Raw genomic sequence first — 24,243 nt, 5'->3', positions numbered from 1 at the left:
GAGGAATGGACGATAGATGACTAACGCACATAGGCTTCCTAAACGACATTGAGTAACGCGTTTCCCACCCGACGTCGAGGCTTGGATGCGTGTTGCACTAGCTGCGCCCGTCTCTAAATTGAAATCAATATGTTCCATTGTGAGGCCGTTACATCGTTGTCCGTTTGTACAGTATCCTCAAGACGTACCCTGCACCCACGATTGCGACGCAGATGAGGATCTGTTCAATCGGAAACGAGACGTACTGGTCGGCCATCCGCCAGCCCGGTGTATGTGCAATTAACCCGGCCGCCGCCCACGCCATCATCGTCGAGCCGACAACCAGGATCCAGTGGTGTTTCTCGCACTGGTCGGATAAGAATATAGCGACGACAATGAACAGCGGGATCGTTGCGGTCGAGAAAAACACCAACCACAAATACTGTCCCCTCAACTCGGACCCCAACCGGATCATGTTGTCAAGATTGCCGAACACAGTGTACACGAACACCCGCCACACCACGGCCAGCGCCCCACCGCACCGTAAGGACGGCGGGACGAAGGCTATGGTGCGAATCGACATCCAGACCAGAATCAGAATAGCCAAGACACGGAACAGTAGATTTGTGAGCAACTGGCCGACACCAATCGCAAGTACTATCTGCGACATCCCCAGTATGATCCCGACCACCGTAATGATCTTGGTTTTGTGTTCCCTCGACGTCCAGGGCAGGACCATACCGGCCAGGAGCGCATTGTCGATTGCTAACACCACGCTTACCAGTGATAGCCCGAAAATTTGACTGGTCATCGGGCACCTCCAACAACAACGGCCCCTACCGTCACGTTTACACGCTATACGGTAGGAGCCATCGGTCTGTCCATGCAGACGGTTATGGCGAGCTCCATCGCCGATTCGGTTGTTTCACTTAATTGTATGTGCGCGTTGGACAGGTATAACGGAAACACGTACGGACAGGGCCGTTCGCATAATGTGGAATGAGCCATGGCCTCTTGTCCATCGCATAGACACGCCCGGGTCCCATTTGATGATGATAGCCACCCCATGCATGCGCTACGGGGATAATCGATGGAGGGTGAGGGTGTATGCACACCTGGGCGAGTCTGCCGTGGTGATCAACGTGATCGGACTGTTGTTCGCATGGATTGGCACAGTGGCGGGGAGCCTGATCAATCACCTGGTCCCGCCGGTGGCAGCCCAGATTGCAGCCTGCATCGTGCTATGCGGACTGGGATGGTACATCCTGCTCTTGCAGGCGTTGCGCAAACCCCAGCGATGCAGGTATACACGAGGCCGGTACCGTGTTGGAGGGATGGCATCGTGCTCGGGTTCGCCCTTTCCTCGATCAACCTTGTGAGCAGCGTCGGGGCGATCCTGACCACGACGCTGCCGGCCTGGCTGGTCACGGTGAGCATCGGGGTATGGGGGTACCTCGCCCTGTGGATCGGCAATATTGCCGCCCGTTCTTGGCTGTCCCGCCTGCTTGGCGACTACGGCGGGATCACCGCTGGTCTGATGTTGGTCGGCGTCGGGATGCACCAGATTGTCTAACCCTAATCAGGCCGCGGCGCAGCGACGCTGCCGCGGCCTGATTAGAGTGTGTTCAAGCGTCCGTCTGCATGACCTCGTCGTATTCCCTATGTCCAGGCATGGTCGACACTGACTCCGCGTCTCCCGTGCTCGCGGCCCGATCCAGTCGCGGCTGGAACCACCTCTGTGCAATTAGGGTGGGTACGAGGGCGCTCAGGATGACAACCGTAACCAGTACCGTGTATTGGGTTTGGCTGATGATTTGGTGGCTGAGACCGTACAGCGAGGAGATGGTGCCGAACGTAAGCCCAGTCGCCATCAGGGCGGTCGTATAGTTGCCCTCACGCGGCGTGTACCCGAATAGGGCGGTCAGCGGCCGCACCCCCACCACCTTGGTCACCATCTTGACCGTAAAGAAAACCCCGATCAACCACGTGTTGTGCCACACCGCCGGCAGCAACACGTACAATCCAGCCTTCAAAAAGTAGAATGGGGTCAGGAGCGTAAACGCGATCGCGCGAAGACGGCGCCCTAATGCCGGACTGTGCTGGAACACCCCTGCAAGCACCAAGCCAATCAGGTACGCCGGAAGCACGGCCTCGCTCTGCGCTGCCGTTGCGAGGGCACCGAGCGAAAATAAGACCAGGAACAGGAACTTCGTCTCCACCTCCTGGGTACGTTCGCCGAGTCTCCTCAGGACGAATCGCGTCAACCTGGGCAGGCACACCAACGCCATCGCGGTAACCACCAGGAACCCGACCATCCAGGGACTGAACCCGGAAAATAATATCCCCAACGCCAACACCGTACCAAGGTCGGTCACGAAGCAGGCCGCGAGAATCGCTTTCCCAATGTCGGTCTGATTGAGGCCGGTCTCCACCATCACCGCGTATACCACTGCGACCGATGTCGTGGAGAGGGCTATGCCGGCCAGCTTAGCGGCCGTGAACGACCAGCCGGCGGCGTAGTAGGCGTACAACATGGCGCCCACGAACGGTAACAAGAAGGACGCGATCCCAATGGTGACGCTGACCCGGATATGTCGCCGGAAGGAAGCGGGATCGATCTCCGAGCCGGCCAGAAACGTCAGCAACACGGACCCGAAACTGGCGAGAAAGTCGATCCACGGCGTTGTCTGCAGGTGCAAAACGTTGCCTCCGAACACCCCGACCAGGATCTCAATGAGCGCCACTGAAACGCCAATCCGAACCGAGATTAAACTCGCCGCCACCGCCAACCCCATCCATACCGAAGCCACCATCCACACGTTGTCCATCCGGTCGCCCTCCTGAATCGTTGTGTGTACCGGACGCGTGGGCGAGTGGATGCTGGCAAGCGAAATAAGCCAATGACCCCTCGCCTTTGCGCCGGCAAAGACAGGAGTCATTGGCGGAAACCGCGTTTCGAGTGGAAGATTCCACTCCAGTGAACTCCACCACTGTCGTTGTGTGATTGTCACGGTTCATCATACTCGTGGGCGCGGGCGGCGTTACCCGGCTCAGATGCAAGTGGGCTCGCAGCCTTTGCAGGCGGTTTGGGTGAGCCCCCATCACCCATGCTCTATGTATACTGGCCTTCATCCCGGTTCATGACCGACACGAGCGCGATCGCATCGGTTCACGCCGGCCTGCCCCGTTGTGATAGAATCAGGGCGACGTGCCCGTTCCGAAGGAGGCCGTTCCTTGCGCACGCACAGTGTTTGGAAGAATCGGGATTTTCGCTGGCTCATCACGGGGCAGACCGTGTCCGAATTGGGATCGGCCGTCAGCGGCTTCACCCTGCCCTGGCTGATGCTGCAGATGACCGGGTCCGCGCTTCAGATGGGCCTCGGGTTCGCGGTGGGCTTTCTGCCCTATCTGCTCCTGTCGCTGCCGGCGGGGGTGTGGGCGGACCGGCGGGATCGCAGACGGCTCATGATGCTCGCCGACGCCATCCGCATGCTGCTCATTGCCACGATCCCCGCGGCGTACGCCCTCGGGATGCTGACGGTGGCGCAGCTGTATCTCGTCATGGCCGGAATGAGCGCGTGCAACGCCGTCTTCGACGCCGCATACGTATCGTGCTTGCCGAACGTGGTGGACAAGGAGCAGCTGCCCTCGGCCAACGCCGCGCTGCAGGCGGGGGTCTCCGCGAGCCAGATCCTCGGCCCCGCTATCGCCATGGGCCTCATCGGTTTCGCCGGGGCGGCGAACACCCTCGTGATCGATGCCGTCTCCTACCTGGTCTCTATCCTTTCGCTCGTGGCCATCCGCGGCCGCTTCTCCGCCGCTGAGGGCGCCGCCCGGGCGCGGGCCGGAATGCTCCGCGACATCGGCGAAGGGCTGCGCTATGTGTGGAACCACTCCCTCATCCGCACCATCAGCCTGTTCACGCTCGTCGGCAACCTCGGCGGTTCGGCCGCCAGCGCACTCGTCCTCTACCGCCTCAACCACGATCTGCACGCCAGCGTCTACGCCTCCGGCCTCGCCATGGCCGGCGTGAGCGCGGGGGCCATGATCGGGTCGCTGTTGGCCGGCGTCCTGGCCCCGCGCGTGCAGGCCGGCCGGATGATGATGATCTCGCTGCTGGCCTTCCCCATCCCCGACTTCATCACCGCCGCCGCCCGCCACCCATGGGTCATCGGCGTCGCCAACGTGCTGCTCGGCGTCAGCATGGTGCTGTGGAACGTCCAGTCGCTCTCCCTGCGCCAGTCGGTGATCCCCGACCACATGCTCGGACGCGCCAGCAGCAGCATCCGCATGCTGGTGTGGTGCTCCATCCCCCTCGGCAACGCCCTCGGCGGCGTCGCCGGCGAGTGGTTCGGCACCGTGGCCGTCTTCACCGCGACCGCCATCATGCACACCCTCGTCTGGATCGCGGGCTGGCGCACCCCGCTCTACCGCTGGGCTCGCGGTGGCCCGGGGGCCGCTCCTGACCAATCGACTGTCCCCGGTTGAGGCAGGCCCCCGGCCGCGAGCAGGTCTCGCAGGGGCCCCAGCCGGTAGCCTCGCGCCGCGAGCGCCGCGGCCAATTCCGGCATGAGTTCGATCACGCGCTCCGGCGCACCCGCCTCGCTTCCCCACGTCTCATCGCTGTCGTGCAGGACGAGGATGGCCCCCGGGTGGAGCCGCCGCAGGATGCGATCCCGCAGGACCCCCGAATCCGTCCGCCGCCAGTCGCCGACCATGATGGACCAGGTGACCATACGCAGTCCTCGCCGCCCGCCCCAGGTCCACCACAGAGAGGGCAGGTTGCACAGGCCCCAGGTGGGGCGGTACCAGCGGATCGACAGGCCGAACCGCTCCTGCAGCTTCTCTGCCGCAGTGAACGCCTGATCCCATGCCGATCCCGGCGGCAGGACGGGCACCAACACATGCCGCATCCCGTGCACCTGCACCTCATGCCCCTCCCGGATCATCCGCTCCACGATGTCCGGGTGGCGCAGCGCTTTCTCGGCGATCACGAAGAAGGTCGCCCGCACCCCGCACTGCGCCAGTGCGTCGAGCAGTCGCGGCGTATACTTCGGGTCCGGGCCGTCATCGAAGGTCAGCGCCACCCTCCGCCCGGCGGCCGGGACGCGGCGAAGCGCCGTCCGCTTCAACACCCGCGTCCAGACGTTAGGTAGCACAGCGTAACCCAGCGCGACTACCGCCACGACCAGGACAACCAGCCACCATCCACCCATCGCACAGACCTCCGGCTCATCACTTTCGCTATACTGGAGACGACGACAAAGGAGGGATCGGCATGAGCCGTTATCAGGAATTGACCACGTTGGACCAGTGGGCACAGGTGTACGAAGCGTCCCGGCAGCGGCCGACGCTCGTGTTCAAACACAGCACCACCTGCCCCATCAGCGCCAACGCCCACCGGGAGTTCGAGCGCTACCTCGAGACGGCGCCCGATGGGACCGCACATGTGTTGGTGAAGGTGATCGAGTCGCGGCCCGTGTCCAACCAGATTGCGCAGGACCTCGGCGTCGTGCACCAATCCCCGCAGGCCATCCTCATCCGCGGCGGCCAGCCGGTGTGGCACGCCTCCCACTGGGACATCACGGCTGCCCGGCTGCAGGAGGCGGTGGAACGCGCGTCTGCGCCGAATGCGGAGGGCTGAGGCGGCACCCCACAGCTCCGTGCACCGGCAGGGACGGGTCCTACAGGGCGGATCCTGAGGTCCCGCCCCTGCCGCTGCCAGATCCTCTGCCCCCGCGCAAGCCGCGCTCACACTCCGCGGCGGTTTCCCCAGAGGAGTGTGTGCAACTGTGGCAGGACGTGGACCGCGTTCAGGGCCTCGTCCTGCACCACCCGGTCCACCAGCCACGCCAGCCGCGCCAGCAAGTGCGCAGCGACATCACCCTCGGCGGACGGGTCCGGATTGCCGACCGAGAGATACAGCGGCACCTCCGGCCATGTCCGGTGGACCCGCCGGGCGTAGTCCAGATCCGTATCGTCGAAGATTGGCACCTTGAGCGAAAAGTGAACCCCGTGGTCCGACAGGCGCCGGACCATCTCATCCAACCCTGCCCAGTCGGTGTCCATCCCCGAGCTCGGCGGTTTAGGCGATATCGTGAGGTCGTCGATCTCCACGAACCAGTCCTGCCACACGCTGCCCTGCGTCTCGAGGCCGACGCGGATGGTGTGCCGATGCAAAAGGGCAATCAGGTCCGCCATCGGATCGCGGATCAGCGCCGGATTGCCCCCCGAGATGGTGACGTGATCAAACCGCCGGCCGCCCGCGGCCACGAGCTCGGCCCACACCTCCTCCGGCGTCAACATGCGGGCCCGCTCGCCCCCATCCCACGTGAACTTGGAGTCGCACCACGAGCAGCGGTAATCGCACCCGGCGGTGCGCACGAACATCGTCTTGCGGCCGATGACCATGCCTTCGCCCTGGATGGTGGGGCCGAACACCTCCAACACCGGGATCCGGCTCACCGCAGGTCCACACCTCGGCGCGGACGGAAGACGACATAGCTCGTCGGCGTCTCCCGCACCACCACCTGCAGGCAGCGCGGGCGATTCGGCTTCTGGTCCAGCAGGGCCTGTATGCGCTCCCATACGACCCGTGCGACCACCTCGGTGGAGGGAAAGCGATCGGGATCGCGCGGATCGAACGCGTCCCGGTCGTCGTTGAGCAGGGTGTGGTCCCAACGGCCATGAACGGCCTCTTTCAATTCCCTAAAGTTGACGAGAAAGCCGGAGTCGTCCAGATCATCGCCGGCGACCGTGACGTTGATGAAATACGTATGGCCGTGCGTGCGCGCGCACACCCCCGCGTCCGGATGCGGGATGAAGTGTGCCGCGGCCAGATGCATGTCCTTGTTCAACTCGTACCGGTAGCGATGCGGCACCTGCGGGTAGAACTGCTGCAACATGCCGGCACCCCCTTTTCGCTCCCCAGTATACCCGTCCGAGGCGGCGACAGCCAACGGACGAAGGGGAAAAAGAGGGTGTGACCGCAGTGCACGCGTCTGTACTGCCCCGCGGTGCACGCATCTGTACTGCCCCGCGGTGTTCCCGTCTGCTCCCCCGCGGCGCGATGTGCCACGCCGCCTAATGCCTCTCGCCCAGGACCGCCGCCCGCCGTTCCCGAATCTGCGCCAGGTGGTGGACCAGGTGATCTGTTACCTTTTGGCATAACACAGCCACCGTGACGGGCCCGTCCTCCTCATGGGTGCCCGAACGCTCCAGCGCTTCGGGGGACAGCCGGCGCAGGGTGTGGATGTGAAAACGGCGGATGGCCGCCACCACCGCGATGGCATCCTGCACCGGCATCGCCGACGCGAAGAGGCCGTCGACCCACCGGTCCTGGTCAAACACGGTCAACAACCCGCCCGGCTCCGCCGCAACCTTGCGCATCCTGTGGGTGTATACCAACTCCGTATCGGCCAGGTGCGCGACGATCTCGCGGATGGACCACTTGCCCGGCCGCGGACGCCAATCGAGCTGTGCATCGTCCAGGCCCTCCACCGCCGCCGCCAGTGCAGCCGGCCCTTCCTCATACCGCTGCAGTACCCCGTTCCACGCCGTCGAATCCATGGACCTTCTCCTCCCCCACAAAACCCATCCTTTTTTTCCCTTCCACCCCCACGCTAACCGTCCTGCACAGACCTGTCAAGCCGGCCTGACGTGCCGCGCCACCTTACACACAGCCCGGAAAACCGCTGCACTGGGACCGATGGCTCCCAGTGCAAACCAAAAGAGGGAGCTTTCGCTCCCCCTCGCAAAACCGGAAGTCGTTTCAGGCGTTGCCCTGGGACGTCGATCCCGACGCCGACCCGGATCCGGTCGATCCCGCCGAACCCGATCCATCCTGCGCCTGGCCCGAGCTGCCCTCCGGCTGGGGGCCCGGTTTGTGCCCAAACAGGCCCTTCTGGTTGATGAACTTCTGGATGCCCTGGTTGACCTTCTGATCCACGGCCTGCTGCAGTTCGCTGGTCAACTGGTTGACATCCACATGCTTGGCCGTGGCCACGTCGGCGATGGACTGGCCGCTCGCCAGGTCCTTGCGCAGCTCCGCCACCGTCATGTTCAGGTCCTTGGCCGCCAGCTGCAGGAGGTCCGCGCCGAACATGACCCTCTTTCCGTGCCAAAGACGCAGATGCGTGTCGGCCGCCAGGTTGGGAAGCTGCGCATCGATCTTCTGTTCCATCTGAGACGCTTGGTCCGCAGTCAGCCGACCGGCCTGCACCTTCTTCTGCAGTGCGTCGTGAACCAGCGTCTTGAGCTCGTTCTGCAGGTCGGACTGTTTGCCTTGGGCCGCCGCGATGTCGTTGAGCGACTTGCCGCTGGCGAGCTGTTGGCGCAGCTCGTCCTCGCTGATGCCAAAGTACTGTGCCAACTGCGGCATCCACTGGCCGATCATCAGGCCCCCGGGCGCCGCCCAACCGCCGCGCGGCCCATTCGCCTGCGGTCCCGTCTGCTGGCTTTGGCCCGACGCGGTGCTGTTCCCGGTGCTGTCGGCGAACGCGTACACGCCGAACACCCCCGCAGCGGTCAGAAAGCCGGCCGCCGCGCCCACCAGCGCCGCCATCTTGGCTTTGCCCGTCAAAGCCATCCAACATCTCCTCCTTTGTCCTCGGATGGCATCATCCTAGCCCGCGATCCTTGAAATCGGATTGAATCAAACGACCCCTCCCCGAAATGTCCAACCCCGGATTTGACGTTCACGTAAATTTACAGTATCTTTTATCCCATCCAACAACGTGTCAGGAGGGTGGGCACCATCGCGCGACGGTACACCATCACCGAACTGACCCAGATGTTCGATGTCACCCCCCGCACCCTTCGCTACTACGAAGAGGTCGGGCTCCTGCAGCCAGAGCGGCGGGGAGCGCAGCGGCTGTACACCGACCGCGATCGCGTGCGCATCCAGCTCATCCTGCGCGGCCGGCGGCTCGGTTTCAGTCTCCCGGAGATCGCCGGGATGCTCGAGCTGTACGACGCCGATCCCACCGAGATCACCCAACTGCGGGACGTGCTTCGGCGCGGCGACCGCAAGCTGGCGGAGATCGACCAGCAGATCCGGGAGCTGCAGGCCATCCGCGAGGAATTGTTGGAACTGCGGGATCGACTGCAAAGAACCCTCGACGAAAAGTTAAAAGGAGGGGATCTGTCTTGAACCCCATTTCCTACGCCTACGGCACCAACCATTTCACGCGCGACGTCCTGCTCCAGGATGTGCTGCGCCACTTCTGGCCGGCGTATCCCGAACACGAGGATGAGCTGGTGCGCTTTGGGGCCTTCGCCGGCCGCGAGGTCTATGAAACCGTTTACCATGTCGATCACGATGCCGCGCCCATCCTCATCCACCACGACCTGGATGGCCGGCGGATCGACCGCGTCCGGCTCAGTCCTGCCCACCGTCAGGTGCTGCAGGAGTTGGCCGCCATCAACCGGCCGCCCTACGAGGGCGGCAGCTGGCACCATCACTTCTCCTTCGGTTACCTCATCGGCGATCCGGGCCTGTACTGCATCCTGACCATCACGAACCAGGTGGCCTACGCCATCCACAAGTACGCGCCCGAGTTCTCCTCGTGGAAGGAAGCCCTGCTCTCCGGCCAGGCGTTCGGCGCGACCTGGATGACCGAGTCCCAGGGTGGCAGCGATCTCGGCGCCAACCGCACCACCGCTCGCCGCGATGGTTCGGTGTGGCGGCTGACCGGCGACAAGTATTTCGCCAGCGGCGCGGGACTGACCGACTACGCCATCACCACCGCCCGCCCCGAAGGCGCGCCCGCGGGCCCGAAGGGCCTGGCGCTCTTTCTCCTGCCCCGGCTCAACCGCGACGGAGAACTCAACTTCCACGTCCGGCGCCTGAAGGACAAGAGCGCGACCCGGGCCGTCCCCTCCGGGGAGGCGGAGTTGTTGGACAGCGAGGCGTATTTGATCGGCGAGGCGCGACTGGGAATCTACTACACGCTGGAGAACCTGACTGTCTCTCGCCTGGCCAATGCCATCGGCGCCATGGGGATCGCCCAAAAGGCGCTGCTGGAGGTCCTCGGGCGCGTCACCCGGCGCACCAGCTTTGGGCGCCTGCTGCAGGACCATCCGCTCATCCGCCGCGATCTCGCCGACTTCCACGTCCGCCAGGCGGGCGGGCTTACGCTCACGTTCCAGGCCATCGACGCCTTCGATCACGCGTGGTCCGACCGGCCCCCTTACACCCCGGCCTACCATCACGCGCGTTTTCTCACGCATCTGGTCAAGACGCGCACGGCCGATCACGCCGCACACCTGACGGCCCTCGCGATGGAGCTGTTCGGCGGCCTCGGCTTCCTGGAGGAATACGGCGTGGCTCGCTGGCACCGGGAGGCGCTCATCACCCCCATCTGGGAGGGGCCGAGCAACATCCAGGCGCTCGACTTCCTGGAGACCGTCCTCAAACAGAAGGCCCACGAACGCTTCCTCGAAACGGTGGTGGCGCCCCTCGAGCGGGTCGGCCAAGCGGAGGCTCGACAGGCCGCAAAGGCGGCGCAGGCGGCGCTCGAACAACTGGCCGCCCTCCCCAAGGATCGGGCGGAGTGGCACGCCAAGCACACCCTGCGACTTGTCGCCGACGCGGCCCAGGCGGCCGCCCTCTACCGGTTGGCAGAAACCGCGGGCGAACGATACGAGAAGTTCGCACAGCTGTACATTCGTCACTTCATCCAGCATGAGGAATATCCCGACTGGGTCCTGTCCGACCCGGAGGTATGGGGGGTCGGCTTGGATGCGGCGCGGTCTGATTCCTGAGTTGTTGGCGGTCCTGTCCCGCATGGCTCACATTCGAACCATGGCCTGATGCAATGTGCACATGTCATGGTACCATCCACGCTGGCGAAGGAGTGCCTCGTGAGAGCCTCGTTCCACGATGGTTCCATGACGCAGCACCAAGATTTCGTCCATCCGCTCCAAACCCGCCAGCCGGTGGGTCACCATCAACAGGGACCGATGCCGCAGTGCGTGCAACAGCTGCTCCATGAACGCCTGCTCGGTGATGGCGTCCAGATGGCTGGTGGGTTCGTCCAACAGCACGATCGGGGCGTTTGTCAACAGGGCGCGGGCCAGCGCCAACCGCTGCCGCTCCCCGCCTGACAGGCGCATCCCCAAATCCCCCAGCTGCGTGTGAACCCCGTCCGGCAGGCGGGCGACGGTCTCCTCCAGTTGGGCCAGTCGGATGGCCTCCTTTACCTCGTCGGCAGTGGCGTCCTCCCGGGCCAACCGCAGATTGTCCAGGAGCGTGGCGTTGAACAGATAGGTTTGTTGCGGGACCACCGTGATCCACCGGCGCAGCAGGGACTCCGGGACGTCGTACAAATCCAAACCGCCGATGGTGATGGCCCCCGATGCCGGCCGCACCAACCGCAACACCGCCTTGAGCAGGGTGCTCTTGCCGGCGCCACTCTCCCCTACGATGGCGATGTGCTGGCCTGGCCCCAGCTCCAAATGGACATGCCGAAGCGCCCAGGGGCCGAACGGTGCGTATCGGACACTAAGATCGTGTACGTGAAGGTTCAACTGCGGCCGCCCCTCCGCAACTGCGGCCGTCATGGACGAAGGCGCCACCACGATCACGCCCAGGGGGCCGGTCCGTGTGGTCGCATCTTCCCGTGTGGCCTGGTCAGTCTCCGCTGGCGTCTCGGCGCGAGTGGACGAGCCTCCCGGTCCTCCCGCGCCCTCTCCGGTCTCGAAAGTGAACGACCCCTTGACCACACCGTCCACGGTCAGGTCGAACAACCGGCGCCCCGCCGCCAATACCCGGTCCAGGTTTTGCAAGGCTCCTGGCAGCGGCGCGATGGTCTCCAGACTGGCCTGCACCATCAGCACCAAGGCGGCCAACAGCACACCGTCCAACCGGCCCTGCCACACCTGGCCCATGGCCACCCACAGCACAACCCAGACGCTGGCGTGCATCGACCACAAGAACAGACCGTCCATCCAGGCCGCGACGCGGCCATGCCGGACCTCCAGTTCCGTCAACCGCCCCTGCGTCTGGTGAAATCGCCGCACGGCCGCGTCCTGGCGCCCGTAGGCCAACAGCTCCGCCATGCCGGAGAGGATGCCGAGCACCTCTTCGGTCAGCGCCGACCGGCCCTCGGGCAACCCACGCCCGCTTCTCCGCCCGAGCCCGTAGGCCAGCGCGGGGATGGCCACGCCGCACACCAGGGCACAGGCCAAAAACGGGATCGACAGCGTCCATCCCCAGCGGGCCAGCACCCCGGCCACCGCCAGGACGGTCAGACCTGCCGTCAAGGGCGGCGCGAGACCGCGGATGTACAGGTCCTGCAGGGTGTCCACGTCGGCGACGATCCGCTGGAACACATCGCCGGTGCGGAACCGTTGCAGCAGCGGGATCGCAACGGGTTCTACCCTTTGAAAGACATCCAGGCGCACCCGGGAGAGCACGCGAAACGTCAGATCGTGGCTGAACAGGCGCTCCAGGTACCGGAAGGCGGCGCGAGACAGTCCGAAGAAGCGTACGCCCACGACGGGCACCCACAGAAGCAGGATGGTGGCCGGATGCAGGGCCGCCTTCGAAATCAAGTACCCGGAGGTCCCCAACATCCCGACGCTGGACAACGCCGCCAACAGCGACATCCCCAGGGCCAGGACCAACCGTCCCTTGTACGGCCACAAAAAGCGCAACAGCCAGACCCACACGCGCATCTAGCTCACCTCCCCCCGGTAGGCGGAGAACAGCCGCCGGTACAACCCGTCCGCCTCCATCAGGGTGTCATGGGTGCCCTCCTGCACCACCCGCCCCTCGTCCATCACCAGGATTCGGTCCGCGCGCATGGCCGTGCTGAGACGGTGCGCGATCACGATGGCCGTCCGCCCGCCCCACAGGGTGTCCAACGCCTGCTGCAGCGCGTGTTCGGTCTCCAGATCCAACTGCGCCGTCGGTTCATCCATCAACAGCAGCGGACGATCCGCGGCCAACGCCCTGGCCACCGCCAGGCGTTGGATCTGGCCGCCGCTGAGGGGCACATCCTCCCCCAACACCGTGCGCTCCCCTTCCGGGAGCCGTTGGATGAAGGCCTCCGCGTCGACCGCAGCCACCGCCTGCCTGGCCCGTTCCGGGGCCATCCCGGGATCGGCGAGGCGAAGATTGTCCAGAATGGTCCCTGGGAACAGGTGCGGATGCTGCGGCACGTACGCCACCTGCCGACGCCACCAAGCCACGGGCAACCGGGACAGGGGTTGTCCGTTCACCAGGATCTCTCCGCTGTCCGGCCGGAGAAATCCCAACAGCAGATGCAACAAAGTGCTCTTGCCGCTGCCGCTGGGCCCGACGATGGCGACGGTCTCCCCCGCCCGGACCGTCAGCGTCAGCCCGCTGAGGGCCGGCCGCGGCGAGTCCGGGTACCGGTAGAATACCTGCCGCAGTTCCAGGCGGATGCCGGAACCCGACATGGCCGTACCGGACCGCGCCCCGTGTCCGGCCCCCGTCCCATGTCCGGCATCGTCCGCCGCGGTGTCTGCCAGCCCAGGGATGGGCGTGTCGAGGATCTCGAAGATGCGCGCAGCCGCGTTCAAGCCGCTCAATCCCGCGTGATACTGGGTGCCGAGGAGGCGGATCGGTTGGAAAAACTCCGGAGTCAACAACAGGACGGTGAAGGCCATCTCATAGGGAATGCGCCCGCTCACCAAGCGAATGCCCAGGTCCACCGCCACAAAGGCGGTGCTCAGCATGGCGAACAACTCCAGGACGAATGCGGACAGAAACGCCACCCGCAGGGCGGCCATCGTCGCCTTCCGGTGCTGTTCTCCAATTTCGGCGATGACCCGGCTCTGGCGCCCGCTTCGCCCAAATACCTTGAGCGTGACGATGCCGCGCAGGACGTCCAAGAAGTGGGCACTCATGCGGCCCAAGGCATCCCACTGGCGGCGCGTGATGCGCTCGGCTGTCAGGCCGATGAGGATCATGAAGAAGACCAGAAGCGGCCCCGTGATCGCCAAGACCAGGGCGGAGACCCGGTCCTGGACCGCGATGAACCCCAGGATCGCCAGCGGAATCCACACCGCCAGGGCCGTCTGGGGGAGGTACTTCGCCAGGTACGTCTCCAGCTCGTCCAGGCCCGTGGTGACCGTCATCGCCAACTCTCCGGCCTGCTCCCGCCGGGTATAAGCCGGCCCCAGTGCCAAAAGATGTTGCACCAGCCGATCCCGCAGCGCGACCTTCGCCCTCCTGGCAAACGCACCCGCCAACCGCTGGCGGCCGGCACTGGCTGCTGCGCGCACCGTGATGATGAGAAGCAGGGCCATCATCCAAGGGACCACGTCCGGCTTGGTGTCACCAGCGAGGAACACCCCGTTGACCACATGGGCAAAGACGGCCGCCTGAGCCACGCTCGCGGCACCTTCCGCCAACCCGGTCCCCACCGTGGCGACAAGCAGCCATCGCACAGGTTGAATCCGTTGGATCAACGCTCTCTCCGCACGTTTCATCGCCCTCCGTCATTCCCCCCATAGACCAACTCGGCTCGGTCGTACGTCTGCATGAAGTCGATCCGCAGGTCCACGTGCACCTGCACATCCAATCGCTCAAACGTGCTGCGCCACCACTCGTCGCCTCGCCACTCCGCCGCCTGGTACCGGTACACCTCCCGGCCGATACCCAACACGTCCGCGTGCAGGGGAGACTGCGTCCACTCAATCGCGCGAGTGACCATTATCTGCGTCTGTCTCTCCACCTGCCGTTTGAGGGTTTCCAACTCCGCTTGGGTTTCCGCCGGGATGCAGGCCCCGCCCTCTACCGATCCGCGCATCCGTACCTCCACGTCCACGTATGGGCGGGCGCTGGACAGGTTGCGTACCCGCAGACGGCTGCGCACCGATTTTACGTCGATGACGAACTGCTTTCCGGGGTCCTCCGGGCACGGAAAGGCCAGCCTGGACCTCGGAAACTGGTTCTCAAGCATCAGCCACCCGGTGAACGGTTGGCCGGTCAGAACACCCGCAAGCCGGTCGCCGGAGAAGACCGCCAGCCCGTCGATCTGCGGAGCGGACAGCTTCGGATCGATCCCGGTGATAAGAAGCGCATAAGGCTCAATCCCCGGGGAGACGTTGGTGAAATCCGCCGACCGTGGCGTCATACGGGCGGTTGAGCCAAATCCGGTTTCGGAACAAATTCGCCAGATACATGGCCGGGATGACGTCGAGTTCCGGAGTTTTCTCAAGGAACGCCCCTGCGGGCGGCTCCGATACAAACACCCACAGATTGCGGCTGACAATTCGGGATTGCACCAGCGGGTTGAGCAGGGTGAGGATCCCTCTCTCCGCCAATTTCCGATGGATGACGACCGCCTGCAGATGGCCGTAAAACAGCCTCCGATCCAAATCCAATTGAATCCTGTGCAGGGCTTCCCCGACATCGCGCCCTTGCTCGCTCACCGCAATCACCGGCGAAGTTTGTCCAGCCCCGCCGGACTGCCCGCTGGAGGGCGGGACGCTGAGGCGATGCGGTTTCGCCAGTTGCAGTGTCACCTTCACTTGATCCGGTGTGTCGCCGGGATCGATCCCCATGATCAGGACGATGGCGCGCTGCTGCAACTCGATCCCATCCCAACACCCAGTCAGCCCCATCGACACCGCCAGACAGATCACGACGGCGAGCACGCGTACGCGTGTCATCCAGAATTCACACCTCCCTTCCACTTCGTCCAGACCCACAGACCGATGAGGAACCCCAGGAGGGGGCCCTCTATCCCTTCCAACACCGGAACATAGTAACGAAACACCTGCTCGAAAGACTCCGGGAGCACGGACAGGGCGATCACCCCCGCCATCAACGGCCCGGTGACCCACATCCTGCGGGCGCGTGTATATGTGTAGAAGACAGCAATTCGGTACGCGGCGTACATGTACAGATTCACCGCGGAGGAGACCGCTGCGAGGACGGGAAGCAGAAATAATACCGCCCACCGGCCCCCGTGCTGCATGCGGACGGCTTCCACGATGGGCCAATTCAGCGCCGCGCCTTCAAAAGGGCCGAAATCGACGACGACTGCGGACACATTCAAAACCTGCAGCACGATGGCAGCCAAGACACCTCGCAGGACCATGCGCCGCATCGACCGGGCATCCACGCCAGCGGCGTGAAAGGACGGCAAGTACACCACGGTGAGCAAAAATCCCGGCAAAAGATAGAGGATTTCAGGCAGGGTCCGTACCACGGCCCGCCAGCTGACCGGCCAGAGCGGCAACAGGTTGGCCAGGTCCGACACCTCAAGGCAGAGCAACAACATCAGAACCCCGATGAACACGGTCGGCCAAAACAGGACCATTTCATACCGGAGGATGGCGTCAAAGCCACCGAAAAACAGTTGCAGCGGGATGAGCATTCCGAGCACCACCAACACCAGGACCGGCGTATCGGGCAGCGCCACATACTTGATCAAGTGAACGGCGATCCGCAGGATTATGGCCGCGTTGATGAGGAACACCAACAGCATGAGGCCGTTGAGCGCCTCCGCCAGCCTGCGCGGTGGCAATAGGGCGTCGAACACCGTCACCGCCTGTGCCCTCTGAGCGCGGCCTTGGAGGACGAGGTGGACCATGATCTGGGACAGCACCACGGCCACCGCGGCGTAGACCATCAACGGGACCCACACCGCCGTCCGCGCCCGGTCCAGCCAGGCCGGAATCCACTCGAACATGCCAGAGCCGACGATCATTTCAAAGGCCAGGATGGCCACCGCATTCGGATTTCGCTGTTTCAGCATGCCGCTCTGTCAACCTTTCCGGCCCCCGCGACGCCGCACATGCCATGCGCGCGGGCTCCAGTAGGTCGCCGGACGAAGACGCGCCCACTGCGTGGGCCCTTTGACCAGGGTGTCCAACCAATCGGCGTACGCCAACTGGGCAAAGGGCGTGAGGTACGGCACGCCGAAAGACTTGAGCGTCGAGAGGTGGGCGAAGATCAGCAGCGCGAACACCAGAGTGCCCATGATGCCGAAGACGGAGGTGGCCATCAACATGGGAAACCGGATCATGCGAGTTACAAAAGCGGCTTCGTAGTTTGGAATCGCAAACGCACCGAGGGCCGTCAACCCGACGACCACGACCATCATGGGGCTGACGATCCCCGCTTGCACAGCGATGTCCCCAATCACCAACCCTCCGACGACCGTGAATGACTGACCCATCTGTTGCGGCATGCGATTCCCGGCCTCGCGCAACAATTCGACCATGAATTCCATAAAGGCCGCCTCAAACACGATGGGCAGCGGAATGCCTTCTCGCGTGGCTGCCAGCTGGATGACAAGATTTGGCGGCAACAGCTCCGGATTGTACATGGTGAACGCGATGTACAACGACGGAGAGAAGATGGACAGGGCCAAGGCGAAGATGCGCACGATCCGGATGGCGGACCCCGAGATCCAGCGCTGGCTGTAGTCATCCGTCGTCTGGAAAAAGGAAACCAAGACCGACGGGATCAGCAGGGCAAAGGGGCTGCCGCCGACGAGGATCGCCAGCCTGCCCTCCAACAACGCCGAGATGGTTTTGTCGGGGCGCTCAGTGGATTGGATTTGCGGATACGGCGACCATGGGTTGTCCTCAATCCACTGCTCCAACCCGCCGCTGTCCAACAGCCCGTCCACGTGAACCCGCTGGAGCCTTTGAACAGCCTCGTGAACGATGTTTGGATTGGCCAGATCCTCGAGATACAGAAGCAACACCTTGGTCCGGGTGCGCGTGCCGAACTCAAAGGTCTGGATCACCAAGCGGCGGTCCCGCAGCCGGGATCGAATGAGCGATACGTTGGTATCCAGAGACTCCGTGAAGCCATCCCGCGGGCCCCGGATGGACATCTCCGCGTCGGGTTCCTCCGGGACGCGCCGCTGTAATCCCTGTACGTTGACCAACACGTAGCCCTTCGCAAAGCAGATTACCGCGTGACCGTCGAGCAATTTTAACGAAGCCTCGCGCGCGTCTCTCGTGAGACGAAACTCCCCCAACTGGAGGGTGTCACTCAGCCACCTCTCGATGTTTCCTGGCCGCCGCGACGGATTTCGGGTCAGCGGGCCCAAGAGGCGCTCTTCCACCCGGGTCAAATCCACGACGGTGGAGATAAAGACCACATCGAGGCCACAGGACGGAATGGGGCGCACCACGATGTCGTACGCGTCGTGCAGTTGCTGCAACAACTGTTGAGTCGACTTCATACATGCCACATCCTGTGCAGTTCATCCCGTCATCGTCTGCGAAGGTGAAACAAGCACAGGATACATTGCCCAAAAACAGGATATTTTATGAGGAAAATCCAATGGCCCCCATACGCGGGGGCCGTTGGAGCATCGGAAGACGAGTGGATGGAGAGAATGGCGATCAGGGCTCCGGCAGGGACAGCCGTTACAGATTCGCGGCAGAGGCCTCCACCGTGGCCGCCTTGGCCGTTCCCGTGTCGAACACATCGTCCTCATCGAAGATGGGCCGGGACAGTGCGCTGCGGATCCCCCAGTAGTACGTTGCGATGGACCAAACCACCACGACCACCTGGTCCCACGGCGACCGCAGGACGCCGTGTCCGCCGTCGAACGTCCCGAGATATGACAGGGCCATCATCACCGCTTCGTATACGACGAGCCAGATCGATGCCCTGACCTGTTCCGTGAGAGGCACGTGCTTCGGAGCGATCTGGCGAAAGACCAGGTACACGACGAACATGACCAATTGAGCGCCGAGCAGGAGCGAATCCGTCTTCCATCCGGTCCAGTAGATGATCAGCGACGCGACGACGAAGGACAGGGGCGAGATGACCCCCATTCCCTTCAAACGGAAGGGGCGGTTGAGTTCCGGTGCCGTGCGCCGGAACGCATGGGCCGACACGGGGCCGAGAATGTACGTCAGCACCGTGGCGGAGGAGACCACGCCCACCAGCTTGTCCCAAGACGGGAATGGCAGTGTGAAGAACACGGACAGGATAAACGCCAGCCACAGCGCCGGACGCGGCACACCCGTCTGACCGTCCAGGCGCGTGAACAAGCGGAAGAACGTCCCGTTCTTGGCCCAGCCGAAGATCACGCGCGCCGTCGCGGACAGATAGATGTTCGCTGTGCCGCTCGGCGAGATGACGGCATCGCCCAGGATCACCGTCGACAGCCACCCCAACCCCAGGGCCGCCGCCACGTTTGCAAACGGGGAGGTGTAGTCGAGCGCGTCCCACCCTTTGGCGATGGCGGACGCCGGAACCGCACCCACAAAACTCAGCTGCAGCAATACGTAGAGGCCGGCCGACAGGGCCACCGCCAACAGGATGGATACCGGAACGGTGCGCTGCGGGTTCTTGGCTTCCGAAGAGAAACCCACCGCCTGCTGGAAGCCCAAAAACGCGAAGATGATGCCGGCTGTCGAAACGGCCTGCTCGATCCCGGAGAACCCGTACGGCGCCATGCCGTGCACCGAGAAGTTGGCCGGCTTCAAGTGCATGAACAGCACCACGATCGTCAACGTCGGTACGATGAATTTGATGGCCGTCAAAATGGAGTTGATCTTCCCGAACAGGTTCACCGACCAATAGTTGAGCAGGAAGAAGACAATCAGCAGGGCCAGCTGCACGAACCACCCGAGCACCGTCGGGCTGCCGCTGCCGAGGGCGGGCCACCAGGTGTCAGCGTACTGGCGCATCGCCTCGGCCTCAATGCCAGCCACACTGGCGAACGCCACAATCGAAGCGAATCCGAGCAAATAACCCACCAAGGGTCCATGAGAATAATCGGGATACCGAACGGTGCCACCAGCCCGTGGCAGGGCACCGCCGAGTTCCGCGTAGATCAAGCCCAGCAAAGTGACCGCAAGCGCTCCGATCACCCAGGAAATCCACGCCGCCGGTCCCGCGATGTGCGCCGCCCGCTGCGACGCGAACAACCATCCAGAGCCGATGATGGACCCGAGACCGATAAACGTCAAGTCAGCCAGCGACAGCTGGCGTTTGAATCCTCCTCGCTGCATCGCGCTCATGTCCTTTCCGTTCGGGTCCATCTGTTCCGGACACCGTGTATTGGGACGGTTCATCCCTGTGTCCAAGCTACAATTGTTTCTTTCCCGATGCATTATGAAATTGTTGGGTTTGTCCATATTCGACCGTTCATTCTGTAATTTTCAAATCTCTGAAGCCAGGATGTATCAGGAACTGCATGAGGAGATGATGCGCCTCGAAGGCTGAGGGGCAGGCGTGCAGCGGCACCTGGTATGACCGTCCATACCGTTGGCCCACTCGACTGCATACCCTGATTCCAAATCGAGAATCGGATCATCCGCGGCCACTTGCTCACTCGGGACCGAGGCTTGCCGAAGGGACGAGAGGTGAATGAACCGACGACGGCGCCGCACGCGGCAAAAGGCCCTGGTTTCCGGGATTCTGCGGGCGATTGACATCTGGATCGCCATCCTGCTTCTGACAGGTCAGTTGACCAGTGGCGGCGTGTTCATTGCATCAGGGGCCATCTGGCTCAGTCTTTCCGGCCCCATGACCGGCGGTACAAGGATGGAGGGGCGGGGAGATGGGGCGGGATTTGCTCTCGACGCCATTGACGTCATCCTGGCCCTGCTGTTGATCACAGGCCAAATCACAAACACGGGGCCATGGATCTCGTCGGGGAGATTTAGTTTTGTGGTCACCGGGCCGGTGTTCGGCAATCCGAACATTCCTGTCGCCGCAGACCCAAGTGAAACCAGCAGCCGTGCCCAGGAGTTTTTTTCCGATCTGCGTTCCGCCATCATCGAGCGCGAGATCAGGCGTGGCCCACTGTGGAGCCCCGGCGCCATCCGCCCAACACGCCGCTTGCCATAAGGTCCGGCAAGCTTTCTGGAACCCATTTCAGGCGCAAAGGGTGATGTCGATGTTCCTGCATAAACTGCCTGCCGTGCAACTTCCGCAGCCTGTCATCTACGGAGCGGCCATTCTCCTGGCGACGTTCTACTTTTGGTTCACGCGCCCCGCCGAAGAATCCAGACCCAGCGGTGCAGCCGCTCCTCGGCGCCCAGAGATCTGAGACGGGCAGCGCCCGCAAGGGCCAGCCACTCGGCACGAGTGCCACGGCTCGAGTCCCAAGGCCCGAGTGTCACGGATCCGTCCGACGTCCTGAAAGAAGTCCAGCAGCCGAACGAACCGGGCCCCTGCACGGCCCGGTTCTGCCTGGGCGAATGGTTCTCGTCACCACACCCCCACGTGAACCGTCGCTGCAAGCTCCTCCCGACACGCCGAACACACCATCTTCCCCCGGAACTCCTGGACATCCTCCGCTTCGGCGCAAAAGATGCATCCTCTCTCATACTTGCGCAAAACAATTCTGTCCCCGTCCGTAAAGATCTCCATTCCGTCCTTCGGACGAATCCCAAGGGTCTTACGTAATTCCATCGGCAGTACAATCCGCCCCAACGGATCCACTTGTCGTGCAACGCCCGTTGCTTTCACCAAAATGATTCCTCCCATCTCCACCATTTCAATCGGTGCCGCCAACCTGTTTCGCCATTTCCGCCGTAACTCCTTTATTGACGTTCTCCCCAGCCCTAAAGGGCGGGGATTCTTTCTCGCTCATCGCGAGCTACGCGGGTGCGCTGATGCGGATGCCACCGCACACCCGTGGGGGACGCCATCACCCCAACTACTGGGCCTAAGCCCAGATACTTGCGCCGAATGTTGACCGCGCCGACGCCATCACGGTGGAAGCGGAACCCGCAAGCCGGGCAGGTATACATGCGCCCTCGGGGTTTGTTTCTCCGGCTACACCCTGGACATTCCTGGGAAGTGTATGCCTCATCCTGGAGAATCACCTGCATGCCGAGCCGTTCAGCCTTGTAGGTGAGCAGCCAACGAACCTTTCCCGCAACCATTTGGTGAATCCGTTGGTTGGCCGCAGGCCCGTAATCCACCCGCTTCCGGAGATCCCGAACATCACCGATGACGATTGTCTGCTCGCATGGAGGGTGGAGACCAAAGCTGTGGTCTGCTTGTGGAGGATATCCCAAATCTGACAATCAAGTTTTCGCAACTGGTTATGCTTGCTTCGTTGAAGCTTTCGCCAACGGCGGGACCTTTTTTGCATGCGCGACTGCTTCGCGGCGAGGCGGGCTTTCAGTTTGTTCTGATACTGCCGTTTGGCCCGAAGCTCCCGCCCGTTGTAAATCAGCGTCCGCTCGTCTTGACGCAAGATTCTCGACGAACGAGCTTTCATCTGTTTGACCAGCCGGTGGATGCCAAACTGCGGGTCCACCTCCACGAGCAAATGCACATGGTCCGGCATGACCTCCATTTCGATGATTTCCGCAAGGCGTTCAGCCGCTACGGCAAGGTATCTAATCGAGAACAAAAGATTTGGCCGCCTTATCCCGAGGGCTGAAGCCCGGGGCTTGCGGCGGCAGAGTTTTGGTCAGTCCGTCTCTCCGTCCCACGTCTAGAACAATGCCCGGCCATTACGAGTTCGATCCCCCGTCCGGCATGCAAAAGGGGCAGTCTCGCACGCCTGCTTCGTCACCTGGCACCACCAGTTCAAGTTGAGCGCCATCCATCGGTTGGTTCCCAGTTGGAGTGGTTAGCCGAATGCGCAAGGTCTCACCCGCATGGATTTGACCATGAATGAGGTGCAGCACCCGATCATGCCCGGGAATGATCACATCGGCTTCCTGTCGCAGCATTTCGATGGTCCGGCGACTCACCGAGGGATCCCAGGCCATCCTCACCTCTCCAGTGAGCAACTCAGCCAGGTTTTTGACCGCATCCGCCGCCAGGACCACTGTCCTCCCATCGTCATGTTGCACCCGAACGGACATGTGTCCGGGGGTGTGCCCCGGCGTTGGCATGAGCCACACACCCTCAGCAATCTGCTCGTTACCATTTACCAACTCGAGACGCCGGGTAGCCTCAACAACCGGAAAATAGCCCTCGGGGATCGCCCAATCGGCTGCGCCGCTCGTGGCGTAGTCGGCTTCGGTACGCGAAAGCAGGATGCGTGCGTTTGGGAATAACCGCGTGTTGATGACATGATCGAAATGAAAATGGCTGAGGACCAGGATGTCCACCGCTTCCGGCTGGATTCCGGCTCGAAGAAAGGCTTCACGCAGCATCGGGTAATCACCGTAGGTACCCGTGTCGATGACGATGTTCACCTTCCCACTCTGCACCCACGTGATGGAGCTCCAGCCGAGATAGCCACGATCAGAAACCCCCGGAAATCCCTTCAGGATTGGTACGATGCGCATTGCCAGGACTCCCTTCGATCCATATGCCAAATCCTTCAACAAGGACTGTTCTTGGGGTACGGCCCTGCTGACTGAGGCGTACGCGGGAAATCCGCAGGCCACGCCGAAATGCCGCACGGCAGTAGCCGTCCCGAATACCCTATCATCCAGCGGGCGATGGCAACCCGAGCAGTGCTGCGGGATTCTCGGCGCCCATCCGAAACAGCCACGCCTCGGGGACGCCAGCGTCTAGAAGCATATTCAAGAATTGTCGGTATCCCGCCACGGGCGTCGGGTGGTTCGCCTGGCCAAAGTCCGTTTGCAGGACGCATCGCTCGGGGCCGATCAGCCGGATCGACGCGACCAACTCTTCGAGCGTGATACTCTGCCAGCCGGGCATTAGGGTGAGGTACGACTTTTCGACGTAAGCCCCCTGGCGGGTCAGCTCAAGCTGCAACGAGACAGGCATCTGGTTCAGTCCTAGATCTGGGTGTGCCACCAGGATCTTCGCGACACCGCGAGCCCGGGCGACCTCAACGAATACCTTCGTCTCCACCGGCGAAAGGTGTCCAGAGGCCGCGATAGCGTCCGCGGCTGCTATGAGATCGAGAATTTCATACAGGACGGGCAGCGGTTTACCGTCCTGGTCAAGGATGGAGATCGGTGGCTGTGGCAAGAGACGTACCGTCGACTTCTGTGCTGTATACTCCGAACCACCGTAGTATTGGATGTGCTGCTTGGCTGATCCTGTCGGCATCCAGACAATTTTCGCACCCCGTTGGAGAGCGAGATCCACGGCGTACGGATTGAGTCCACCCACGTACCAGTTCAGTACGACCGAACCGAACACCTCGAGCCCGGGAAACTGGGCACGCAACAATTGGGCTCGCGAGACAGTACACTCCTCGTGTGCCTTCAGGACAAACCCGCGCATGCCGGCAGCCTGTGCCTCGGCGGCCAGTTCCATATCGGTCACGGATCGCGGGAAGATGCTGGGCCCGGCGTGTACGTGGATGTCGATGTAACCGGTGAGGGTGGACAGCGGCATAGCCCCCCCTCCTTTCGTTGAAT

At 63.0% G+C, this 24,243-nt stretch carries 26 protein-coding genes, 1 pseudogene and 1 riboswitch; of the genes and pseudogenes, 8 read left to right on the top strand and 19 right to left on the bottom strand.

Annotated features, from left to right (window positions below; genetic code table 11):
* Positions 1-148: 148 nt before the first annotated feature.
* On the bottom strand, positions 149-790 hold the full coding sequence (locus N687_RS0115420) for a hypothetical protein (RefSeq protein WP_029422709.1): 642 nt from the start codon (positions 788-790) through the stop codon (positions 149-151).
* 45 nt (positions 791-835) lie between these two features.
* Positions 836-901: riboswitch (Fluoride riboswitch) on the bottom strand.
* A 181-nt stretch (positions 902-1,082) separates the two neighbouring features.
* On the opposite strand from N687_RS0115420, the gene N687_RS24025 reads away from it, so the two are divergent.
* The gene (locus N687_RS24025) at positions 1,083-1,358 is read left to right on the top strand and encodes a hypothetical protein (protein ID WP_156040172.1); all 276 of its coding nucleotides are present in this window, start codon (positions 1,083-1,085) and stop codon (positions 1,356-1,358) included.
* The gene (locus tag N687_RS0115415) at positions 1,355-1,552 is read left to right on the top strand and encodes a hypothetical protein (protein WP_197029296.1); all 198 of its coding nucleotides are present in this window, start codon (positions 1,355-1,357) and stop codon (positions 1,550-1,552) included. The genes N687_RS24025 and N687_RS0115415 overlap by 4 nt, the downstream gene beginning before the upstream one ends.
* A gap of 52 nt (positions 1,553-1,604) precedes the next feature.
* Here N687_RS0115415 and N687_RS0115410 read toward each other — a convergent pair whose 3' ends face one another.
* Positions 1,605-2,807, bottom strand: a complete 1,203-nt coding sequence (locus N687_RS0115410; protein WP_051663317.1) for a cation:proton antiporter — start codon at positions 2,805-2,807, stop codon at positions 1,605-1,607.
* 406 nt (positions 2,808-3,213) lie between these two features.
* On the opposite strand from N687_RS0115410, the gene N687_RS0115405 reads away from it, so the two are divergent.
* Positions 3,214-4,467, top strand: coding sequence for an MFS transporter (locus N687_RS0115405; protein ID WP_029422706.1), 1,254 nt, complete (start codon positions 3,214-3,216; stop codon positions 4,465-4,467).
* On the opposite strand, the gene N687_RS0115400 is transcribed toward N687_RS0115405, so the two are convergent.
* The gene (locus tag N687_RS0115400) at positions 4,407-5,195 is read right to left on the bottom strand and encodes a polysaccharide deacetylase family protein (RefSeq protein ID WP_081841453.1); all 789 of its coding nucleotides are present in this window, start codon (positions 5,193-5,195) and stop codon (positions 4,407-4,409) included. The two genes, N687_RS0115405 and N687_RS0115400, sit on opposite strands and share 61 nt — an antisense overlap.
* Before the next feature lie 62 nt (positions 5,196-5,257).
* Here N687_RS0115400 and ytxJ point away from each other — a divergent pair, with 62 nt between their 5' ends.
* Entirely contained in the window at positions 5,258-5,623 is a 366-nt protein-coding gene (ytxJ, locus tag N687_RS0115395; protein WP_029422704.1) for a bacillithiol system redox-active protein YtxJ, read from the top strand.
* A gap of 107 nt (positions 5,624-5,730) precedes the next feature.
* Here the strand turns inward: ytxJ and queE are convergent, their stop codons facing one another.
* The 4 genes from queE to N687_RS0115375 all read right to left on the bottom strand — a co-directional run bounded on the left by queE (position 5,731) and on the right by N687_RS0115375 (position 8,566).
* Complete coding sequence (queE, locus tag N687_RS0115390) at positions 5,731-6,444, bottom strand: 7-carboxy-7-deazaguanine synthase QueE (protein WP_029422703.1); 714 nt, start codon at positions 6,442-6,444, stop codon at positions 5,731-5,733.
* Complete coding sequence (locus N687_RS0115385; protein WP_029422702.1) at positions 6,441-6,884, bottom strand: 6-pyruvoyl trahydropterin synthase family protein; 444 nt, start codon at positions 6,882-6,884, stop codon at positions 6,441-6,443. The genes queE and N687_RS0115385 overlap by 4 nt, the downstream gene beginning before the upstream one ends.
* Positions 6,885-7,062: 178 nt before the next feature.
* Positions 7,063-7,548 carry a DinB family protein gene (locus N687_RS0115380; protein WP_051663316.1) on the bottom strand — a complete coding sequence of 162 codons (486 nt, stop codon included), beginning with the start codon at positions 7,546-7,548 and terminating at the stop codon, positions 7,063-7,065.
* A gap of 202 nt (positions 7,549-7,750) precedes the next feature.
* Positions 7,751-8,566, bottom strand: a complete 816-nt coding sequence (locus tag N687_RS0115375; protein ID WP_029422700.1) for a hypothetical protein — start codon at positions 8,564-8,566, stop codon at positions 7,751-7,753.
* Between the two features lie 159 nt (positions 8,567-8,725).
* Here N687_RS0115375 and N687_RS0115370 point away from each other — a divergent pair, with 159 nt between their 5' ends.
* Both N687_RS0115370 and N687_RS0115365 read left to right on the top strand, forming a co-directional pair.
* Complete coding sequence (locus N687_RS0115370) at positions 8,726-9,130, top strand: MerR family transcriptional regulator (protein ID WP_035462393.1); 405 nt, start codon at positions 8,726-8,728, stop codon at positions 9,128-9,130.
* Positions 9,127-10,743 carry an acyl-CoA dehydrogenase family protein gene (locus N687_RS0115365; RefSeq protein WP_029422698.1) on the top strand — a complete coding sequence of 539 codons (1,617 nt, stop codon included), beginning with the start codon at positions 9,127-9,129 and terminating at the stop codon, positions 10,741-10,743. The genes N687_RS0115370 and N687_RS0115365 overlap by 4 nt, the downstream gene beginning before the upstream one ends.
* Positions 10,744-10,770: 27 nt before the next feature.
* On the opposite strand, the gene cydC is transcribed toward N687_RS0115365, so the two are convergent.
* From cydC to N687_RS0115330, 7 genes are all read right to left on the bottom strand, one after another.
* Positions 10,771-12,657 carry a thiol reductant ABC exporter subunit CydC gene (cydC, locus tag N687_RS22410; RefSeq protein ID WP_029422697.1) on the bottom strand — a complete coding sequence of 629 codons (1,887 nt, stop codon included), beginning with the start codon at positions 12,655-12,657 and terminating at the stop codon, positions 10,771-10,773.
* Entirely contained in the window at positions 12,658-14,439 is a 1,782-nt protein-coding gene (gene cydD / locus N687_RS0115355; RefSeq protein WP_035462390.1) for a thiol reductant ABC exporter subunit CydD, read from the bottom strand.
* Positions 14,436-15,086, bottom strand: a complete 651-nt coding sequence (locus N687_RS0115350) for a Ger(x)C family spore germination C-terminal domain-containing protein (protein ID WP_029422695.1) — start codon at positions 15,084-15,086, stop codon at positions 14,436-14,438. The genes cydD and N687_RS0115350 overlap by 4 nt, the downstream gene beginning before the upstream one ends.
* Positions 15,040-15,624 carry a hypothetical protein gene (locus tag N687_RS24500; RefSeq protein ID WP_029422694.1) on the bottom strand — a complete coding sequence of 195 codons (585 nt, stop codon included), beginning with the start codon at positions 15,622-15,624 and terminating at the stop codon, positions 15,040-15,042. Before N687_RS24500 ends, N687_RS0115350 begins: the two co-directional genes overlap by 47 nt.
* On the bottom strand, positions 15,621-16,715 hold the full coding sequence (locus tag N687_RS0115340) for a GerAB/ArcD/ProY family transporter (RefSeq protein ID WP_029422693.1): 1,095 nt from the start codon (positions 16,713-16,715) through the stop codon (positions 15,621-15,623). The genes N687_RS24500 and N687_RS0115340 overlap by 4 nt, the downstream gene beginning before the upstream one ends.
* Positions 16,716-16,724: 9 nt before the next feature.
* Positions 16,725-18,158: a spore germination protein gene (locus tag N687_RS0115335; RefSeq protein ID WP_051663315.1), complete on the bottom strand. Its 1,434-nt coding sequence runs from the start codon at positions 18,156-18,158 to the stop codon at positions 16,725-16,727.
* 187 nt (positions 18,159-18,345) lie between these two features.
* Positions 18,346-19,974, bottom strand: coding sequence for an APC family permease (locus N687_RS0115330; RefSeq protein WP_231493498.1), 1,629 nt, complete (start codon positions 19,972-19,974; stop codon positions 18,346-18,348).
* 328 nt (positions 19,975-20,302) lie between these two features.
* Between N687_RS0115330 and N687_RS24495 the strand changes: the two genes are divergently transcribed.
* Positions 20,303-20,785: a hypothetical protein gene (locus N687_RS24495; RefSeq protein ID WP_051663314.1), complete on the top strand. Its 483-nt coding sequence runs from the start codon at positions 20,303-20,305 to the stop codon at positions 20,783-20,785.
* 49 nt (positions 20,786-20,834) lie between these two features.
* Positions 20,835-20,987, top strand: a complete 153-nt coding sequence (locus tag N687_RS24020) for a hypothetical protein (RefSeq protein ID WP_156040171.1) — start codon at positions 20,835-20,837, stop codon at positions 20,985-20,987.
* Positions 20,988-21,148: 161 nt separating this feature from the next.
* Here the strand turns inward: N687_RS24020 and N687_RS0115315 are convergent, their stop codons facing one another.
* The 5 genes and pseudogenes from N687_RS0115315 to N687_RS0115295 all read right to left on the bottom strand — a co-directional run bounded on the left by N687_RS0115315 (position 21,149) and on the right by N687_RS0115295 (position 24,220).
* Positions 21,149-21,412 (bottom strand): AbrB/MazE/SpoVT family DNA-binding domain-containing protein, encoded by a 264-nt coding sequence (locus N687_RS0115315; protein ID WP_197029295.1) that lies wholly within the window; start codon positions 21,410-21,412, stop codon positions 21,149-21,151.
* Positions 21,413-21,504: 92 nt separating this feature from the next.
* Entirely contained in the window at positions 21,505-21,867 is a 363-nt protein-coding gene (locus N687_RS24875; RefSeq protein ID WP_231493497.1) for a transposase, read from the bottom strand.
* A 266-nt stretch (positions 21,868-22,133) separates the two neighbouring features.
* A pseudogene (locus N687_RS24015) lies at positions 22,134-22,256 on the bottom strand (transposase); the annotation flags it as partial.
* 151 nt (positions 22,257-22,407) lie between these two features.
* Positions 22,408-23,193 carry an MBL fold metallo-hydrolase gene (locus N687_RS0115300; protein ID WP_029422687.1) on the bottom strand — a complete coding sequence of 262 codons (786 nt, stop codon included), beginning with the start codon at positions 23,191-23,193 and terminating at the stop codon, positions 22,408-22,410.
* Positions 23,194-23,335: 142 nt separating this feature from the next.
* Positions 23,336-24,220, bottom strand: a complete 885-nt coding sequence (locus tag N687_RS0115295) for a DUF6282 family protein (protein WP_029422686.1) — start codon at positions 24,218-24,220, stop codon at positions 23,336-23,338.
* Between the last annotated feature and the right edge of the window lie 23 nt (positions 24,221-24,243).

This window comes from Alicyclobacillus macrosporangiidus CPP55 (assembly GCF_000702485.1).
Classification (GTDB): domain Bacteria; phylum Bacillota; class Bacilli; order Alicyclobacillales; family Alicyclobacillaceae; genus Alicyclobacillus_H; species Alicyclobacillus_H macrosporangiidus_B.
Note: the sequence above shows the minus strand (reverse complement) of the source record. Positions and strands in the feature narration are given on the sequence as shown.

What these genes read in the sequence shown, in the direction of transcription:
- N687_RS0115410 (WP_051663317.1), bottom strand. Translation starts at nt 2,807, where the DNA reads ATGGACAACGTGTGGATGGTGGCTTCGGTATGGATGGGGTTGGCGGTG.
- N687_RS0115295 (WP_029422686.1), bottom strand. Translation starts at nt 24,220, where the DNA reads ATGCCGCTGTCCACCCTCACCGGTTACATCGACATCCACGTACACGCC.
- N687_RS0115350 (WP_029422695.1), bottom strand. Translation starts at nt 15,086, where the DNA reads ATGACGCCACGGTCGGCGGATTTCACCAACGTCTCCCCGGGGATTGAG.
- N687_RS0115335 (WP_051663315.1), bottom strand. Translation starts at nt 18,158, where the DNA reads ATGAAGTCGACTCAACAGTTGTTGCAGCAACTGCACGACGCGTACGAC.
- N687_RS0115300 (WP_029422687.1), bottom strand. Translation starts at nt 23,193, where the DNA reads ATGCGCATCGTACCAATCCTGAAGGGATTTCCGGGGGTTTCTGATCGT.
- N687_RS0115375 (WP_029422700.1), bottom strand. Translation starts at nt 8,566, where the DNA reads ATGGCTTTGACGGGCAAAGCCAAGATGGCGGCGCTGGTGGGCGCGGCG.
- N687_RS0115380 (WP_051663316.1), bottom strand. Translation starts at nt 7,548, where the DNA reads ATGGATTCGACGGCGTGGAACGGGGTACTGCAGCGGTATGAGGAAGGG.
- N687_RS0115340 (WP_029422693.1), bottom strand. Translation starts at nt 16,715, where the DNA reads ATGCTGAAACAGCGAAATCCGAATGCGGTGGCCATCCTGGCCTTTGAA.
- N687_RS0115385 (WP_029422702.1), bottom strand. Translation starts at nt 6,884, where the DNA reads ATGTTGCAGCAGTTCTACCCGCAGGTGCCGCATCGCTACCGGTACGAG.
- N687_RS24500 (WP_029422694.1), bottom strand. Translation starts at nt 15,624, where the DNA reads ATGACACGCGTACGCGTGCTCGCCGTCGTGATCTGTCTGGCGGTGTCG.
- N687_RS0115400 (WP_081841453.1), bottom strand. Translation starts at nt 5,195, where the DNA reads ATGGGTGGATGGTGGCTGGTTGTCCTGGTCGTGGCGGTAGTCGCGCTG.
- cydD (WP_035462390.1), bottom strand. Translation starts at nt 14,439, where the DNA reads ATGAAACGTGCGGAGAGAGCGTTGATCCAACGGATTCAACCTGTGCGA.
- ytxJ (WP_029422704.1), top strand. Translation starts at nt 5,258, where the DNA reads ATGAGCCGTTATCAGGAATTGACCACGTTGGACCAGTGGGCACAGGTG.
- N687_RS0115420 (WP_029422709.1), bottom strand. Translation starts at nt 790, where the DNA reads ATGACCAGTCAAATTTTCGGGCTATCACTGGTAAGCGTGGTGTTAGCA.
- cydC (WP_029422697.1), bottom strand. Translation starts at nt 12,657, where the DNA reads ATGCGCGTGTGGGTCTGGCTGTTGCGCTTTTTGTGGCCGTACAAGGGA.
- N687_RS0115330 (WP_231493498.1), bottom strand. Translation starts at nt 19,974, where the DNA reads ATGGACCCGAACGGAAAGGACATGAGCGCGATGCAGCGAGGAGGATTC.
- N687_RS24020 (WP_156040171.1), top strand. Translation starts at nt 20,835, where the DNA reads ATGTTCCTGCATAAACTGCCTGCCGTGCAACTTCCGCAGCCTGTCATC.
- N687_RS24495 (WP_051663314.1), top strand. Translation starts at nt 20,303, where the DNA reads ATGAACCGACGACGGCGCCGCACGCGGCAAAAGGCCCTGGTTTCCGGG.